This window comes from Tenacibaculum dicentrarchi (assembly GCF_964036635.1).
Classification (GTDB): Bacteria; Bacteroidota; Bacteroidia; order Flavobacteriales; family Flavobacteriaceae; genus Polaribacter; species Polaribacter dicentrarchi.
In genome coordinates, this window is record NZ_OZ038524.1 from 1,140,625 (window position 1) to 1,157,655 (window position 17,031).

The 17,031-nt window shown below is 32.3% G+C and carries 13 protein-coding genes; 11 read left to right on the forward strand and 2 right to left on the reverse strand.

The features are described 5' to 3' along the window. Positions 1-259: 259 nt before the first annotated feature. On the forward strand, positions 260-1,216 hold the full coding sequence (gene metF, locus ABNT14_RS05055) for a methylenetetrahydrofolate reductase [NAD(P)H] (protein ID WP_214983874.1): 957 nt from the start codon (positions 260-262) through the stop codon (positions 1,214-1,216). A gap of 4 nt (positions 1,217-1,220) precedes the next feature. Here the strand turns inward: metF and ABNT14_RS05060 are convergent, their stop codons facing one another. Beyond that, positions 1,221-2,780: a hypothetical protein gene (locus tag ABNT14_RS05060; RefSeq protein WP_101902016.1), complete on the reverse strand. Its 1,560-nt coding sequence runs from the start codon at positions 2,778-2,780 to the stop codon at positions 1,221-1,223. Between the two features lie 130 nt (positions 2,781-2,910). On the opposite strand from ABNT14_RS05060, the gene ABNT14_RS05065 reads away from it, so the two are divergent. The 10 genes from ABNT14_RS05065 to ilvA all read left to right on the forward strand — a co-directional run bounded on the left by ABNT14_RS05065 (position 2,911) and on the right by ilvA (position 15,586). After that, complete coding sequence (locus ABNT14_RS05065; RefSeq protein WP_101902017.1) at positions 2,911-4,086, forward strand: 2-isopropylmalate synthase; 1,176 nt, start codon at positions 2,911-2,913, stop codon at positions 4,084-4,086. A gap of 32 nt (positions 4,087-4,118) precedes the next feature. Next, positions 4,119-5,504: a 3-isopropylmalate dehydratase large subunit gene (leuC, locus tag ABNT14_RS05070; RefSeq protein ID WP_101902018.1), complete on the forward strand. Its 1,386-nt coding sequence runs from the start codon at positions 4,119-4,121 to the stop codon at positions 5,502-5,504. 18 nt (positions 5,505-5,522) lie between these two features. Further along, complete coding sequence (leuD, locus tag ABNT14_RS05075; protein WP_101902019.1) at positions 5,523-6,101, forward strand: 3-isopropylmalate dehydratase small subunit; 579 nt, start codon at positions 5,523-5,525, stop codon at positions 6,099-6,101. 10 nt (positions 6,102-6,111) lie between these two features. Continuing rightward, positions 6,112-7,227 carry a 3-isopropylmalate dehydrogenase gene (leuB, locus tag ABNT14_RS05080; protein WP_101902020.1) on the forward strand — a complete coding sequence of 372 codons (1,116 nt, stop codon included), beginning with the start codon at positions 6,112-6,114 and terminating at the stop codon, positions 7,225-7,227. 234 nt (positions 7,228-7,461) lie between these two features. Then, complete coding sequence (locus tag ABNT14_RS05085) at positions 7,462-8,181, forward strand: hypothetical protein (protein ID WP_101902021.1); 720 nt, start codon at positions 7,462-7,464, stop codon at positions 8,179-8,181. Positions 8,182-8,812: 631 nt separating this feature from the next. Next, positions 8,813-10,492: a dihydroxy-acid dehydratase gene (gene ilvD, locus ABNT14_RS05090; RefSeq protein WP_101902022.1), complete on the forward strand. Its 1,680-nt coding sequence runs from the start codon at positions 8,813-8,815 to the stop codon at positions 10,490-10,492. Positions 10,493-10,503: 11 nt separating this feature from the next. Beyond that, positions 10,504-12,237, forward strand: coding sequence for a biosynthetic-type acetolactate synthase large subunit (ilvB, locus tag ABNT14_RS05095; protein WP_101902023.1), 1,734 nt, complete (start codon positions 10,504-10,506; stop codon positions 12,235-12,237). An 11-nt stretch (positions 12,238-12,248) separates the two neighbouring features. Next, positions 12,249-12,770 carry an acetolactate synthase small subunit gene (ilvN, locus tag ABNT14_RS05100; RefSeq protein ID WP_101902024.1) on the forward strand — a complete coding sequence of 174 codons (522 nt, stop codon included), beginning with the start codon at positions 12,249-12,251 and terminating at the stop codon, positions 12,768-12,770. A gap of 31 nt (positions 12,771-12,801) precedes the next feature. Beyond that, a complete protein-coding gene (gene ilvC, locus ABNT14_RS05105; protein ID WP_101902025.1) occupies positions 12,802-14,319 on the forward strand; it encodes a ketol-acid reductoisomerase in 1,518 nt (505 codons plus the stop codon). 4 nt (positions 14,320-14,323) lie between these two features. Continuing rightward, positions 14,324-15,586, forward strand: a complete 1,263-nt coding sequence (ilvA, locus tag ABNT14_RS05110; RefSeq protein WP_101902026.1) for a threonine ammonia-lyase IlvA — start codon at positions 14,324-14,326, stop codon at positions 15,584-15,586. Positions 15,587-15,842: 256 nt separating this feature from the next. Here ilvA and ABNT14_RS05115 read toward each other — a convergent pair whose 3' ends face one another. Next, positions 15,843-17,021 carry an aspartate aminotransferase family protein gene (locus ABNT14_RS05115; RefSeq protein ID WP_101902027.1) on the reverse strand — a complete coding sequence of 393 codons (1,179 nt, stop codon included), beginning with the start codon at positions 17,019-17,021 and terminating at the stop codon, positions 15,843-15,845. Between the last annotated feature and the right edge of the window lie 10 nt (positions 17,022-17,031).

Genomic DNA, 17,031 nt, shown 5'->3' on the forward strand with positions numbered 1-17,031 from the left:
TTCTTCAAAAAATTGTATCGAGAACTTTTTTAATATTAAAGTTAATCAACATGAAATAATTCAAATTCTCGATACTATTTTAATTCCTTTTAGTCATTAAAATCACTCGAATTGACAAGAATCATCAAAAAAAGTAAAGAACTACGGTAAATCAGGATGCGAAACTGAAATAAATTCAGTTTGACGGATTCGATTTTTCAGCTATAAAACCTGTTTAAATAAAATTTAAACAGGCTTTAAATAATTAAAAATAAATTTTATGAAAGTAACAGAACACATAAAAAAATCAAAGGGAAAAACATTGTTTTCGTTTGAAATTATTCCGCCGAAAAAAGGAAATAATATCCAAGATTTATATAATAATATTGAGCCGTTAATGGAATTTAATCCACCTTTTATAGATGTTACAACTTCGAGAGAAGAACATTTATATATCGATAAAGGCAACGGTTTATTAGATAGAAAAATTACTAGAATGCGACCTGGAACGGTTGGGATTTGTGCGGCGATAAAACATAAATACGATGTAGATACCGTGCCACACGTGCTTTGTGGCGGTTTTAGTAAAGAAGAAACCGAATATTTATTGGTCGATTGCCATTATTTAGGTATCGAAAATGTAATGGCATTGCGGGGCGATGCCATGAGTCATCAGCGGTATTTTGAAGCTAATAAAGATGGGCATCAATATGCAACGGAATTAGTGGGGCAAATTCAAAATTTAAATAATGGAAAATATTTACACGATGTAATTGAAGCAAATCATAAGGCTGATTTTTGTATTGGCGTTGCGGGGTATCCTGAAAAACATTTAGAAGCTCCATCGTTACAAACCGATTTAAAACGGCTAAAAGAAAAAGTCGAGGCAGGAGCAGATTATGTGGTTACGCAAATGTTTTTCGACAATCAAAAGTATTTTGAGTTTGTAAAACAGGCAAGAAAAATGGGCATTACCGTACCGATTATTCCTGGAATAAAACCTATTGCTATAAAACGTCATTTGCAATTATTGCCACAGGTTTTTAAAATTGATTTGCCACAAAATTTAATCACCGAAATAGAATTGTGTAAAAATAATCAGCAGATTCGAGAGCTTGGAATTGCATGGGCAATTGCACAATCGCAAGAATTATTAAAAGCGGGTGTGCCTGTTTTACATTATTATTCTATGGGAAAAAGTGATAATATTAAAGCTATTGCCAAGGCATTATTTTAATTTTTTATGATTTTTGAAGATATTTGTTTTTGATGATTTCGGCAACGGTTTTATTTTCTATTTTAGAAGCCAGCCATGAAAGAATATCTAAATATAAGAAGGCTCTTTTTTCATACGGATGATTTTCATATACTTTTAAACGATTATATATTTTTTTAAATTCTTTTTTTATTTCATGCGGAAAAACATCACCTAACGCTTTTATTGAAGATATAAGTTCTTTTTGAACTTCTTGAAGATTTTCCATTTTTAATAAAAAGCGATAGGTGTCTTTAAATTGTCGTTCAAAATCATAGTCTAAACCGCATTCGTAATGAGCTATTAAGCTTAAAATTCGGGCAAAACATTGTAAATCTTCGGCAACATGAATTTTTTTAGAAGAAATAATTTTATTCAAATAAAAGATACATTCTTTGTTTTTTCCCATTCCAAAATACAAACTGGCTATTTTGTAATATAAAACAACAATATGATGGTTGTCTAGTTTATTTCTATAAATTTCAATCTTTTTATTGATAGTTTCTACCAAATATTCACCTTGTTCAAAAGTTCCTTCTAAAAAATGTAAATGTAATTTATTTGCATAGTAATATTGGAAAATTAAAATTTCGGTATTGCTATTTATTGGAATTAAATTAGTTTCAATTTCTTGTTCAAAACAAGCGAGTTCTTCTTTAAATTTTTTAAAATGTTTGATAAAAAATAAACTTTCTAATAAGTAATTGGTTCCTTTTAGGTAAAAAACCGGATTAATAGCAATGTTTCGAGTATCGTTTTTAAATAAATAAACCCACTTATGTGCATATTTATAGCTTTGAAGAAAATCTTGCGTTAAAAAACTACGCCATAAATTGGCTTTGTAAAGCCATAATTTTTCTCTGAAACCTAAATTATTATAATCATAATTAGGTAATTTAGAATTAAAATAAGAGTTTACTTTTTGAAGTTCTATATCGTTTTTTACATAGCCATTTTTTAATAGAGCTCCATATAATTGTAGCGATAAATTAGATAATTTACTAGCAATTACATTTTGCTGACTTAGTTCTTTTGCTTGAATTGATAATTCATCAGAACGAGTACTGATACTTCGTGTAATGTATTGGCTTTCAATTATTTTCTCAAATTCTACAATTTCATAAGCAATGTTTTTTTCTTCGCTATCAATTGCCATATTTTTGGCTTTATCGAGTAATTTTAAACTTTGTTTGTACAATCCTTTTTGATATAAAATAGTTGCGAAATCTAATAGTTCTCGTATTTGAATTCGGATATTTTTATGTGCGGGATTCATCCGCAGACTAATTAAAATTTGTTTGTATAAATGTGCTTTTAAATTAGAAAGTTGCTGTTTGCTTACAATATTATTTTTAATAATGATTTTTTCATCATATTTTTTTTGTTTATCTAAAAATTTAAAAAGCGTAAAAAATTTTGCATTATTATTTCCTTCTAAACGACCAACGTAAAGATTAAACTGACGTTTTTCAGATTTTGATAAAGATTTTATTAGTATAAATAACGTATCGTTTTGTTGATTGGATGGTGTAGTATAATTTGTCATAAACTCTTGTTTTTTAATGTTTTAAGTTTTTTTTTGAAAAGTTAAATATCGTACGTTATACTTAAAAAAAAATAAATTAAAGACATCAACAGCTATATTTGATTAATTAAAGGTAAATAAATTAAGATAGATGCAAAACGATAAAGTACAAATTTTTGATACAACACTTCGTGATGGCGAGCAAGTGCCTGGTTGTAAGTTAGACACAACCCAAAAATTAATTATCGCCGAAAGGCTTGATTTTTTAGGAGTCGATGTTATTGAAGCTGGTTTTCCTGTGTCTAGCCCTGGAGATTTTGCTTCGGTACAAGAAATTTCAAAAATTGTTAAAAATGCTACTGTTTGTGGATTAACACGTGCGGTTAAAAAAGATATTGAAGTGGCAGCCGCAGCGTTAAAAAATGCGGTGAAACCAAGAATTCATACAGGAATCGGAACAAGTGATTCTCATATAAAATATAAATTTAATTCTTCACAAAGTGAGGTTATCCGAAGAGGAAAAGAAGCAGTTTCTTATGCTAAAAACTTTGTAGATGATGTAGAATTTTATGCCGAAGATGCAGGAAGAACAGAAAATTCTTTTTTAGCCAAAGTCTGCGAAGAAATGATACAATCAGGTGCAACGGTTTTAAACATTCCTGATACCACAGGATATTGTTTACCAGAAGAATATGGTGCGAAAATTAAGTATTTAAGAGAGAATGTAAAAGGAATTGAAAATGTAATCTTATCTTGTCATTGTCATAACGATTTAGGCTTGGCAACCGCAAATTCAATTGCTGGAGTTATTAACGGAGCAAGACAAATAGAATGTACCATCAACGGAATTGGCGAACGTGCAGGAAATACGGCTTTAGAAGAAGTCGTAATGGTATTAAAACAACATCCGTATTTGAATTTGCAAACCGATATTAATACCAAATTATTGTACGATACGAGTATAATGGTGCGTGAAAGTATGGGAATGCCTGTGCAACCAAATAAGGCAATTGTAGGAGCAAATGCCTTTGCACATAGTTCTGGGATTCATCAAGATGGCGTTATTAAAAACCGTGAAACCTACGAAATTATGAATCCGTTAGATGTTGGTGTAACAGAAAGTGCCATCGTTTTAACTGCCCGAAGCGGAAGAGCGGCATTGGCATATCGTTCTAAAAATATAGGCTACGAATTGACAAAAATACAGTTAGATTCGGCATATAAAATATTTTTAAAGTTAGCTGATAAACAAAAAGAAGTAATTGATGATGATATTCATGAAATTATGAAGGAAGTCAATAAAATATCAAAAATAATAGTAGCATAAATTAGCACAAATAAATAATAGCATAAATGATAATGGGAAAAACATTATTTGATAAAGTTTGGGACGCTCACGTGGTAGATACCATTGAAAACGGTCCACAGGTTTTATATATAGACAAGCATTTAATTCACGAAGTTACCAGCCCTCAGGCTTTTAATGAGTTGAAAGAACGAAATATTCCAGTTGCAAGACCCGATAAAATTGTTGCCACCGCTGACCATAATACGCCAACGGTAAATCAGCATTTGCCTATTGAGGATGATTTATCGAGAAATCAATTAGCAGAATTAACTAAAAATTGTAAGGAAAATAATATTACTTTATACGAATTAGGACACGAAAATAACGGAATTGTTCACGTTATCGCACCTGAATTAGGAATTACACAACCTGGAATGACCATGGTTTGTGGAGATTCTCATACTTCTACGCATGGAGCTTTTGGAACCATTGCCTTCGGAATTGGAACAAGTCAAGTAGCACAAGTTTTTGCAAGTCAATGTTTGTTGCTTCAAAAACCGAAAAGTTTGCGAGTTACCGTAAACGGAAAATTGAAAAAAGGCGTTTTACCTAAAGATGTTATTTTATATATTATCGCTCAATTAGGAACCAATTCAGGGACAGGGTATTTTTGCGAATACGCAGGAAATGTCTTTGAAGAAATGTCGATGGAAGGCAGAATGACGGTTTGTAATATGAGTATCGAAATGGGTGCAAGAGGCGGAATGATTGCTCCTGATAAAACTACTTTTGACTACGTAAAAGGAAAAGAATTTGCTCCAAAAGGCGAAGATTTTGATACAAAAGTAGCTTATTGGAAAACCTTAAAAACCGATACAAATGCTACTTTTGATAAGGAATATACGTTAAACGCTGAAGATATTGAGCCGATGCTAACCTTCGGAACAAACCCAGGAATGGGAATTAAAATAACTGAAAATATTCCGCAGGAAAATGATGCTTCTTTTGAAAAATCATTATCTTACATGAACTTTCAAAAAGGCGAAAGTTTAATTGATAAAAAAATAAATTACGTGTTTATCGGAAGTTGTACAAATTCTCGAATTGAAGATTTTAGAGAAGTTGCAAATTACGTAAAAGGAAAGCAAAAGGCTCAAAATGTAAATGCTTGGTTAGTTCCTGGGTCGCAAAAAGTGGCAAAACAAATTGAATCTGAAGGCTTAAAAACTATTTTTGAAACCGCTGGTTTTCAAATGCGTCAGCCTGGATGCTCGGCTTGTTTGGCAATGAATGATGATAAAATCCCCGAAGGTGAATATTGTGTTTCAACATCAAATAGAAATTTTGAAGGAAGACAAGGACAAGGTTCAAGAACCATTTTAGCAAGTCCGTTAATGGCCGCCGCCGCCGCCGTAGCAGGGAAAATTATCGATATTACAAAATCATTCAATTATTAAATTAACAGGGTAAGTAAAATGGAAAAATTTATAAAATTAACCGATACCGCAGTTCCACTAACAACCGAAAATGTAGATACCGATCAAATTATTCCTGCTCGTTTTTTAAAAGCGACTGATAAAAAAGGTTTTGGCGATAATGTTTTTAGAGATTGGCGTTTTCATAAAGATGGAAGCGTAAACGAAGAATTTATCTTAAATAATAAAAATTATAAAGGAAGTATTTTAATTGCTGGTGATAATTTTGGCTGTGGTTCGAGTAGAGAACACGCGGCTTGGGCGTTGTTTGGCTACGGTTTTAAAGTAGTGGTTAGTAGCTTTTTTGCCGATATATTTAAAGGGAACGCTTTGAATAACGGAATTTTACCTGTGCAGGTATCCGAAGAGTATTTAAAAAAATTATTGAAAAAAATCACTGAAAATCCAACGACAAGTGTTATTATTGACTTAGAAAATCAAGAGATTAAAACAGCTGTTGGTACGCGTAGTTTTGAAATTAATCCATATAAAAAAGTATGTATGATTAATGGCTATGATGATATTGATTTTTTAGTAAGTAAAAAAGATAAAATAGAAGCTTTTGAGGCTTCATTATAAAATATAAAAGATGAAATTTAATATCGCTGTAATTCCAGGAGATGGTATTGGTCCAGAAGTAACTGCTCAGGCACAAAAAGTGTTAAAAGCTGTGGCAAATGTGTATGATCATACCTTTATGTTTAAAGAGGCTTTAATGGGTGCTTGCGCTATTGATAAAACGGGAAATCCGTTGCCAGAAGAAACGATTGATTTATGTAAAAAAAGTGATGCCATTTTATTTGGTGCTATTGGTGATCCTAAATATGATAACGATCCTACTGCAACGGTGCGCCCAGAGCAAGGTTTGTTAAAATTAAGAAAGGAATTAGGGCTTTTTTGTAACGAGCGTCCTGTAAAAGCATACAGTCAATTAATTGATAATTCTCCCTTAAAAAGAGAAATTATCCAAGGGACTGATATTACTATTTATAGAGAATTAACGGGCGGAATTTACTTCGGAACAAAAGAATTAAGTGACGATAAACAAACGGCTTCTGATAGCTGTTCTTATTCTGTATTCGAAATTGAACGCATTGCGCATTTGGCTTTTAAAGCAGCACAAAACAGACGTAAAAAATTAACGTTAGTCGATAAGGCAAACGTGCTGGAAACTTCAAGATTGTGGCGTAAAACAGTTACTGCTTTAGCAAAACAATATCCTGATGTAGCACTTGATTTTATTTTTGTTGATAATGCAGCGATGCAATTAATTTTAAACCCGAAGCAGTTCGATGTTCTTTTAACTGAAAATTTATTTGGCGATATTTTATCGGATGAAGCAAGTGTAATTGGTGGTTCTATCGGTTTATTGGCTTCTTCATCTATCGGAAAAGAAAATGCACTTTTTGAGCCAATTCACGGTTCATTTCCACAGGCAAAAGGAAAAGATATTGCTAATCCGTTAGCGGCTATTTTATCGGCAGCGATGTTGTTGAAACATTTAGGTTTACATGAAGAGTCGTTTGTTGTAGAAGCGGCTGTTGATAAATCGTTAGAGTTAGGAATAACGACTCAAGATATTGCTTCTGACAAGAATTTTGGAACAAGTAAGGTTGGTGATTTTATTGCTGATTATATTTATAATAAAGAGGATAGCAATATCAATTTTAAAAATATTCACATGGGGCAAAGTACTATTATATAAAGTGGTTTTTGGTTAATGAATAATTTGATTTTTTGAAAAATATAATGAAATCCCGTGCTTTTTGGTGCGGGATTTTTTTCAGCATTACATCAACAGTAAAACTATAGTAAATCAGGGTGTAAAACGGAATTTGATGGCTTTGATTTTTTAGGGATAAAATATTTTAAATCTAATTTAAACAGGCTCTTAAATAAATTTACTTAATTTTGAAGCTAAAAATTTTATAATTATTAAATGAATAAAAAGCTATTTAGCGCCGTATTTTTTTTACTTATTTTAAATGCTTATAATGGCTTTTCTCAAGAATGGAAAAATTTAAGAAGCTACAAAAAAGTAACCAATAAAAATATCCTTTGTAAAGGCTGTTGGCTTAAAAAAGACAGAAAAAGAAATACAAAAATCTGGGAAAAAGCTAATACCTATAATCTTTCTATAAATGACGGTTATTTAAAATATCAAAAAATAAGTCAAATTCGTGATTTTTATCGATGGTTTGATAAGGCTCGAAAAAAGAACGGACACGAAATAATTTCCGTAGGAATAATGGCTATCGTGGCAACGCAGTTTTCTAAAATTGATAATTATTTTATTCGGAAAATTATTATCAGAAATAAAGAAATTATTTGGTTTGCAAATCAAGGCTCTAAAAATGTGTTGAAATATTATTTTCCACTCCTTAAAAATATTCTTTTTTCTGAAAAAATACTAAAAGGAGAACAAGCAAAACAATGGGATGTTAAAAACACGAAAATAGAACAATGTGAAATTGTAACACCTCTTTATGAAAAGTTATCAGCTAAAGCAGCACGTAAATTAGGACGAATGGCGAAAGGTAAAGGTCTTTTTTGTTTTGGAGTAAAAAAAGAAATACGCTTTGAAGGAAATATTGAAAGTTGCCAATCAAAATATGAACATGCGCTGTTTAAATTAAGAAAATATTACTTAAATCAATAAAAAACACCTGTTTTTTAGTCGCTACTTTATTTTATATCTAAAAAAAAACTATTATAAATTATAATATACTTTGTAATTAGTCACATTTGGTTAATTTACAAGAAAAAAAAGTTAAAATTATTGCTTAAATTAAGAATTTCGTAAAATATGTGTTTTATCTAAAATATTGATTTTTATTTAGGATAATTTAATAAAAAACACGCATCTTTGCGATATTAAATGAAAAAACAAATTTTAAATATTATTTCTATTATTGTCGTTGTGATTATTTCACAAGGATAAGGAAGTGTATTTTATTTTTTATAAATTAAAAAGCTTCCTATTTTAGGAAGCTTTTTTTGTTAGCCATATAATATATGAGTTTTTAAATAAAAAGCTATGTATTTGTTAATTACTGTTTTTATAGCAGGAATTTAAAGTATTGAATAGTATATAATTTAATTGGTAATTAGTTGTTTTTTAGCTGGTTGTGTTTTTGATTAAGCTGTTGAGTATCATTAAATAATCAGAAAAAAGATAGTTATTAAAATACAATAAAATAATTTTGATTATCCACTTTAACAATAGTAATAATTGCTTTAAAAAGTATAAGCAGTACGATTTAGATTAAAAGAGATTAAAAAGAAATAAAATGAAATTAAACAAACACAGTAGCAGGTTAACACAAGACGAATCGCAACCAGCTTCTCAAGCAATGCTTTATGCCGTGGGTTTAACCGAAGAAGATATGAGTAAAGCTCAAGTCGGAATTGCAAGTACAGGATATGACGGAAATCCGTGTAATATGCACTTGAATAATTTGGCATCAGAAGTTAAAATTGAAACAAAAATTGCAGGTTTAGTCGGTTTGGGTTTTAATACAATTGGTGTTTCTGATGGAATTTCTATGGGAACTTCAGGAATGAATTATTCATTAGCGTCAAGAGATGTTATTGCCGATTCTATTGAAATAGTCATGAACGCACAGAGTTACGATGCACTAGTTTCCGTAGTTGGTTGCGATAAAAATATGCCTGGTGCTGTTATTGCCATGTTGCGTTTAAATCGTCCGTCAATTATGATGTACGGCGGAACAATCGCTTCAGGGAATTATAAAGGAAAAAAATTAAATATTGTATCGGCATTTGAAGCTTTAGGACAAAAAGTTGCAGGTGAAATTGACGAAGACGAATATAAAGAAATTATCAAAAGAGCTATTCCTGGGGCAGGAGCTTGTGGCGGAATGTACACCGCAAATACTATGGCTTCGGCAATTGAATGTATGGGGTTTTCATTACCGTATAATTCGTCAATTCCTGCGGAAAATCCGAATAAATTATCCGAAGCTGAAAGAACCGCTTTGGCAATTAAAAATTTATTAGAATTAGATTTAAAACCGTTGGATATTATCTCTAAAAAATCCATAGAAAATGCCATTGCACTTGTAAATGCTTTGGGAGGTTCGACCAATGCGGTATTGCACTTTTTAGCAATTGCTCACGCTGCTGATATTGATTTTACCTTAGATGATTTTCAAAAAGTAAGTGATAGAACTCCATTAATTGCCGATTTAAAACCTTCAGGAAAATACTTAATGGAAGATGTACATTCGGTTGGAGGAACCCCTGCAATTATGAAATATTTGTTAGATAATGGCTATTTACATGGCGATTGTTTAACAGTTACAGGAAAAACATTAGCAGAAAATTTAGCCGATGTTACACCAATGGAATTTGAAGCACAAGATGTAATTCATCCGAAAGATAAAGCGTTAAAAACATCAGGAAATATTCAAATAATTTATGGGAATTTAGCTGTGGAAGGAGCTGTCGCTAAAATTTCAGGGAATGAAGGATTACTTTTTGAAGGAAAAGCTGTCGTATATAATAGCGAGCAAGAAGCAAATACAGGAATATCAAACGGAGAAGTTGAAAAAGGTGATGTTGTTGTTATTCGATATGTTGGCCCAAAAGGAGGACCAGGAATGCCTGAAATGTTAAAACCAACATCATTAATTATGGGTGCAGGTTTAGGAAAATCGGTCGCATTAATTACCGATGGTCGTTTCTCTGGAGGAACACACGGTTTTGTGGTAGGACACATAACACCTGAAGCACAATCAGGAGGAAATATCGCACTTTTAAAAACAGGTGATAAAATTAAAATTAGTGCCGAAGATAACTCAATAAATGTTTTACTTTCTGAACAAGAATTAGCAGATAGAAGAAAAAAATGGGTTGCACCAGAATTAAAACACAAAAAAGGAATTCTATATAAATACGCAAAATCAGTAGCATCAGCATCAAAAGGATGTGTTACCGATGCTTTTTAATCCCTGAAATTATGAATACAAAAACACAAACACAGCCTAAAACAGTATCAACAGAAAAAGTACATATTTCAGGAGCAGAAGCCGTTGTAAAATGCTTACTTGAAGAAGGAGCAGATGTAATTTACGGGTATCCTGGCGGTGCAATTATGCCTGTTTATGATGAACTGTATAAATATGAAGACAAAATAAATCATGTTTTAACTCGACATGAACAAGGAGCAACACACGCTGCGCAAGGTTTTGCAAGAGCAACAGGAAAAGTAGGAGTAGCACTAGCAACTTCAGGACCTGGAGCGACCAATTTAATTACAGGAATTGCTGATGCACAAATAGATTCTACGCCAATGGTTTGCGTAACAGGGCAAGTAGCATCACATTTATTAGGGTCTGATGCTTTTCAGGAAACTGATATTGTTGGTATTTCAACGCCTGTAACCAAGTGGAATTATCAAATTACAAAAGCTTCTGAAATTCCTGAAGTTTTTGCAAAGGCTTTTTACATCGCAAAATCAGGACGACCAGGACCTGTTTTAATTGATATTACTAAAGATGCTCAGTTTGAAACCTTCGATTTTGAATATAAAAAATGTACTTCTGTACGTAGTTATAAAGCAAAACCAGCGGTTGAAATAACGCAAGTTCAAGAGGCAGCTAAATTAATAAATTCGGCTAAAAAACCATTAATTGTTTTCGGACAAGGCGTTATTTTAGGACAAGCAGAACAAGAATTTAAAGATTTTATTGAAAAAGCAAATATTCCATCGGCTTGGACAATTTTAGGGTTATCAGCATTGCCAACAGAACACCCGTTAAATGTTGGAATGGTTGGAATGCACGGAAATTATGCACCCAATAAATTAACCAATGAATGCGATGTTTTAATTGCCATAGGAATGCGTTTTGATGACCGTGTTACTGGCGATTTAAATAGATATGCAAAACAAGCAAAGGTTATTCATTTTGAAATAGACCCAGCCGAAATCGATAAAAATGTAAAAGCTGATGTGCCTGTTTTAGGCGATGTTAAAGAAAGTTTAGCCGAAATTTTACCGCTAATCAACCAAAATAAGCATGATAAATGGCTGGAAGAATTTACAAAATTAGAAGCGATTGAATATGATAAAGTAAAAAAAGAAGATTTATTTCCATCAAAAGATGGTTTAACTATGGCGGAGGTTTTAAAGGAAATAAATATCGCTTCTGGAGGTGATGCCATTATTGTTTCTGATGTTGGGCAACACCAGATGTTCACCTGTCGTTATGCCAAATTTAACAAAACAAAAAGTAATATTACCTCTGGTGGATTAGGAACCATGGGATTTGCATTGCCTGCCGCAATTGGGGCGAAAATGGGAGCGCCAGAAAGAGAAGTTGTAATGATTGCTGGTGATGGTGGTTTTCAAATGACCATTCAAGAATTAGGAACTATCTTACAAAATAAAACAGCGGTGAAAATTGTGGTGCTTAACAACGAATTTTTAGGGATGGTTCGTCAATGGCAACAACTATTTTTTGATAAAAGATATGCATCAACAGAAATGACAAATCCTGATTTTGTGGCAATCGCAAAAGGATATAGCATTGATGCGAAAAGAGTTACCAAAAGAGAAGATTTAGCAAGTAGCGTTAAAGAAATGATGGCATCAAAAGATGCTTACTTTTTAGAGGTTTGCGTAGAAAAAGAAAATAATGTGTTTCCGATGATAGAAACAGGAGCATCAGTTTCAGATATAAGATTATCGTAATTATAGAAAACATGGAAAATAAACAAACATATACCGTTTCTGTTTATACAGAAAATAATGTAGGATTGTTGAATAGAATTTCAGGAATCTTTTTAAGACGAAATATCAATATTGAAAGCATGAATATTTCTAAATCAGAAATAAAAAGCGTTTCAAGAATTACATTGCTTGTAAAAGTATCCGAAGAACAAATTAAAAAAATCATCAGGCAAATTGAAAAACAAGTTGAGGTGATTAAATCGTATTATCATACCGATGAAAATACGATTTATCAAGAATCTTGTTTGTTTAAATTAAGTTCAAAGTCGTTGCTTGAAAATGATGAAATTCAAACAATTATAAACAGTAGTAAATCGAGAGTTATCAATATCAATAAAGATTTTTTTGTGCTTGAAAAATCAGGAACAAAAGAAGAAATTGAAGCTTTATATCATACTTTAGATAAACATGGAATTATGCAGTTTGTGCGTTCAGGGCGTATTGCAATTACCAAAGATGAAATGAGGATTTCAAACTTATTATCAGTGAACTAATTAGATAAAATATTAAAAAAATACTATAAAAATGGCAACAAATTATTTCAATACATTATCGTTAGCAGGCAAATTAGAACAATTAGCAAAATGCAGATTTATGGAAGCTTCAGAATTTTCTGAAGGTGTAAAAGCATTAGAAGGAAAAAAAGTAGTTATTATCGGTTGTGGAGCACAAGGTTTAAATCAAGGTTTAAACATGAGAGATTCAGGTTTAGATGTTTCTTACGCGTTACGTAGCGCAGCAATTCAAGAAAAAAGAGCCTCTTTTAAAAATGCTTCTGAAAATAATTTTAATGTTGATACTTTTGAAGCCTTAATTCCTACTGCCGATTTAGTCTTAAATTTAACGCCAGATAAACAGCACACAAGAGTTGTAAATACGGTAATGCCTTTAATGAAAAAAGGTGCTACTTTATCGTATTCGCATGGTTTTAATATTGTGGAAGAAGGAATGCAAATCCGTGAAGATTTAACTGTAATTATGGTAGCTCCAAAATGCCCTGGAACAGAAGTAAGAGAGGAATATAAAAGAGGTTTCGGTGTGCCAACTTTAATTGCAGTTCACCCAGAAAATGACCCTGAAAATAAAGGCTGGGCTCAAGCAAAAGCATACGCAGTGGCAACAGGAGGACACAAAGCAGGAGTTTTAGAATCGTCATTTGTGGCTGAGGTAAAGTCAGATTTAATGGGTGAACAAACTATTTTATGTGGTGTTTTACAAACGGCTTCAATTTTATCTTTTGATAGCATGATTGAAAAAGGAATTGAGCCTAGTTACGCATCTAAATTAATTCAATACGGTTGGGAGGTGATTACCGAAGCTCTAAAACATGGAGGAATTACCAACATGATGGATCGTTTATCAAACCCTGCAAAAATTAAAGCTTTTGAAATTTCAGAAGAGTTAAAAACAATTATGGCGCCGTTGTTTGTAAAGCATATGGACGATATTATGTCGGGGCATTTTTCTAAAACAATGATGGAAGACTGGGCAAATGACGACGTAAATTTATTGTCTTGGAGAGCCGAAACAGGTAAAACATCTTTTGAAAAAACAGCAGCTACATCTGCAGAAATTAGCGATCAAGAATTTTTTGACCACGGAACTTTAATGGTTGCCTTTGTAAGAGCAGGAGTAGAGTTAGCTTACGACAACATGGTAGCGTCAGGAATTAAAGCAGAATCGGCTTATTACGAATCGTTACACGAATTGCCTTTAATTGCAAACACGGTTGCTAGAAAAAAATTATACGAAATGAACCGTATTATTTCTGATACTGCTGAATATGGCTGTTATTTATTTGACCACGCCGCAAAACCATTATTAGTTGATTTTATGAAAACTGTTGATACCAATCTTATCGGTAAAGCGTTTAAAAATTCAGTGACAAATTCGAACGAAGTCGATAATTTAGCGTTAATCGCTGTAAATACGGAAATTCAAAATCATCCGATTGAAGCAATTGGTAAAACACTAAGAGCATCAATGACGGCAATGAAAACAATAACTCAAGAACAAGAAAAAGAAGCCGTAGTTTTTCATTAAAAATATGCAAACACAAACCATATATTCACCAACAATAAAAGCGGTAAGGGAGGCTGTAGCTACACTAAAAGGTGTGGCTATAGAAACTCCGCTATTAAATAATTATATTTATTCTGAAAAATATAACGCAAATATTTTCTTAAAAAGAGAAGATTTACAACAGGTAAGATCGTACAAAATTAGAGGCGCTTATAATAAAATGAACTCGGTAACACAAGTACAACGAGCAAACGGAATTGTTTGTGCAAGTGCTGGAAACCATGCGCAGGGAGTTGCTTTTGCGTGTAAAAAACTTCAAATTCACGGTACAATTGTAATGCCAGCACCTACGCCAAAGCAAAAAGTAGCGCAGGTAAAAATGTTTGGTGGCGATTATGTTGATATTCAATTATCGGGCGATACGTTTGATGATGCTTATAAATATGCAAAAAATATTTGCGATACTTTAGAAAAAACATTTGTGCATCCTTTTGATGATCAAAAAATTATTGAAGGACAGGCAACCGTTGGTTTAGAAATTATCGAGCAATCTAAAGAAATTATTGATTACGTATTTGTTCCCGTAGGCGGTGGAGGCTTGGCATCTGGGGTGTCGAGTATTTTTAAATTATTGTCACCAACAACTAAAGTTATCGGCGTAGAACCAGCAGGAGCAGCGTCTATGAAAACTTCGATTGAGGCAAATAAAAATATAAAATTAGCTAAAATTGATAAATTTATTGATGGTGCGGCAGTACAACAAGTAGGGAATTTAACCTTCGATATTTGTAAAGAAAATTTACACGATATGATTACCGTTCCTGAAGGAAAAGTATGTCAAACAATTTTAGATTTATACAACAGAGAAGCCATTGTGGTAGAACCTGCAGGAGCGTTAACTATAACAGCTTTAGATTTTTTTGCCGAAGAGATTAAAGGTAAAAATGTTGTTTGTGTAGTTAGCGGAAGTAATAACGATATTGCTAGAACTGCCGAAATTAAAGAACGTGCCTTATTATATAGTGAATTAAAACATTATTTTATCATTCGATTTCCGCAAAGAGCAGGTGCGTTAAAAGATTTTTTAATGGATGTTTTAGGTAAAAATGACGACATTACTTTTTTCGAATATTCTAAAAAATCGAGTAAAGAAAATGCACCAGCCGTGGTTGGAATTGAATTGGTAAAAAAAGAAGATTTAGCGCCTTTAATTGCAAGAATGAAAGCGCTTAATTTCTATGGAGAATATTTAAATGATAAACCTAATTTATTTGAATTTTTGGTTTAATTAAGCTATTTAAAATTATTAGAGTCGTTTAAATTTTAAAGAAAGTGTTTTTTTAAAGAGATAAACGTCATACTGAATTTATTTCAGTATCACATCAACAAGAGAACTACGGTAAATGAGGATGCGAACCTGAAATAAATTCAGGTTTACCGACGCGATGAAATTTAAACAGGCTCTTAATTATAAATCGCAATTTTTTTTATCTTTTTTAGAGTGAAACCAATGAAGAATAAAAGAAATTGCGATTTTTTTCAACTTAAATATTATTAAGTTCATTTAAAATTAAATCACATCCTTCTTTAATTTCATCATCTGAAATAGTTAATGGAGGAGTGATTCTTATAGCGCTTCCTTCAAAAAGTAGCCAGAATAAAATCAGGCCTTTATCTAAGCAATTCAAAATTATTTTTGAGGCAATTTCAGGCGATTCTACTATTAAAGCAAGCATTAAACCTCTTCCTCGAATTTCTTTAATAGCTTTATGGTTTTTAAATTTATCCCTAATAATCGCTTCTTTTCGTAGGGATTCTTTAATAAGATTTGACGATGTAATTTCGTCAACAGTTGCCAAAGCAGCACTGGCAATTACAGGATGCCCACCAAAAGTAGTAATATGTCCTAATTTAGGATTTTCTTTCAAGCAATTCATTACATCAAAAGAAGCAATAAACGCACCAATTGGCATACCGCCACCTAAGCCTTTTCCTGTAATAATAATATCAGGAATAACATTGTAATTTTCAAATCCCCAAAATTTTCCTGTACGTCCAACGCCTGTTTGAATTTCATCTAAAATAAGCAATGCACCAACCTCTTCACAGCGTTTTTTTACTTTTGATAAATAATCATTTTTAGGTTCGATAAAACCAGCTCCACCTTGGATGGTTTCTAAAATAACGCCTGCTGTTTTTGTGGTAATTTTTTCTAAGTCGATTTCATTATTAAATTCGATAAACTTTACACCAGGAATTAAAGGGCGAAAGGCTCTATTTTGAGCTTCGGCTCCACAAACGCTCATTGCTCCTTGGGTATTTCCGTGATATCCGTTTTTAGCGGCAATAATTTCAGTCCTTGCTGTAAAGCGTTTTACTAATTTCAAAGCGCCTTCGGTTGCTTCTGTTCCTGAATTTACCAAGTAAACCGACGATAAATTTTCAGGTAATGTTTTTGCCAAAGCCTTGCATAAATCTAATTGTGGTTGCTGAATAAACTCGCCATAAACCATAACATGGGTATAAGAATCGAGCTGTTTTTTAATCGCTTGGGTAACTTTAGGATGATTATGCCCGAGGCTATTTGCCGAAACTCCAGCTACGAAATCGAGCATTTTTTTACCTTTTTCATCGTAAATATAGCTTCCTTTTGCGTGAGAAATTTCAATAGCTAAAGGATGTGGTGTTGTTTGTCCTTGGTATTTTAAAAAATCGTTTTTCATCTTTATACGG

Excerpts from the sequence above, each read along its gene's own strand:
- metF (WP_214983874.1), top strand. The coding sequence starts at position 260 with ATGAAAGTAACAGAACACATAAAAAAATCAAAGGGAAAAACATTGTTT.
- ABNT14_RS05060 (WP_101902016.1), bottom strand. The coding sequence starts at position 2,780 with ATGACAAATTATACTACACCATCCAATCAACAAAACGATACGTTATTT.
- ABNT14_RS05065 (WP_101902017.1), top strand. The coding sequence starts at position 2,911 with ATGCAAAACGATAAAGTACAAATTTTTGATACAACACTTCGTGATGGC.
- leuC (WP_101902018.1), top strand. The coding sequence starts at position 4,119 with ATGGGAAAAACATTATTTGATAAAGTTTGGGACGCTCACGTGGTAGAT.
- leuD (WP_101902019.1), top strand. The coding sequence starts at position 5,523 with ATGGAAAAATTTATAAAATTAACCGATACCGCAGTTCCACTAACAACC.
- leuB (WP_101902020.1), top strand. The coding sequence starts at position 6,112 with ATGAAATTTAATATCGCTGTAATTCCAGGAGATGGTATTGGTCCAGAA.
- ABNT14_RS05085 (WP_101902021.1), top strand. The coding sequence starts at position 7,462 with ATGAATAAAAAGCTATTTAGCGCCGTATTTTTTTTACTTATTTTAAAT.
- ilvD (WP_101902022.1), top strand. The coding sequence starts at position 8,813 with ATGAAATTAAACAAACACAGTAGCAGGTTAACACAAGACGAATCGCAA.
- ilvB (WP_101902023.1), top strand. The coding sequence starts at position 10,504 with ATGAATACAAAAACACAAACACAGCCTAAAACAGTATCAACAGAAAAA.
- ilvN (WP_101902024.1), top strand. The coding sequence starts at position 12,249 with ATGGAAAATAAACAAACATATACCGTTTCTGTTTATACAGAAAATAAT.
- ilvC (WP_101902025.1), top strand. The coding sequence starts at position 12,802 with ATGGCAACAAATTATTTCAATACATTATCGTTAGCAGGCAAATTAGAA.
- ilvA (WP_101902026.1), top strand. The coding sequence starts at position 14,324 with ATGCAAACACAAACCATATATTCACCAACAATAAAAGCGGTAAGGGAG.
- ABNT14_RS05115 (WP_101902027.1), bottom strand. The coding sequence starts at position 17,021 with ATGAAAAACGATTTTTTAAAATACCAAGGACAAACAACACCACATCCT.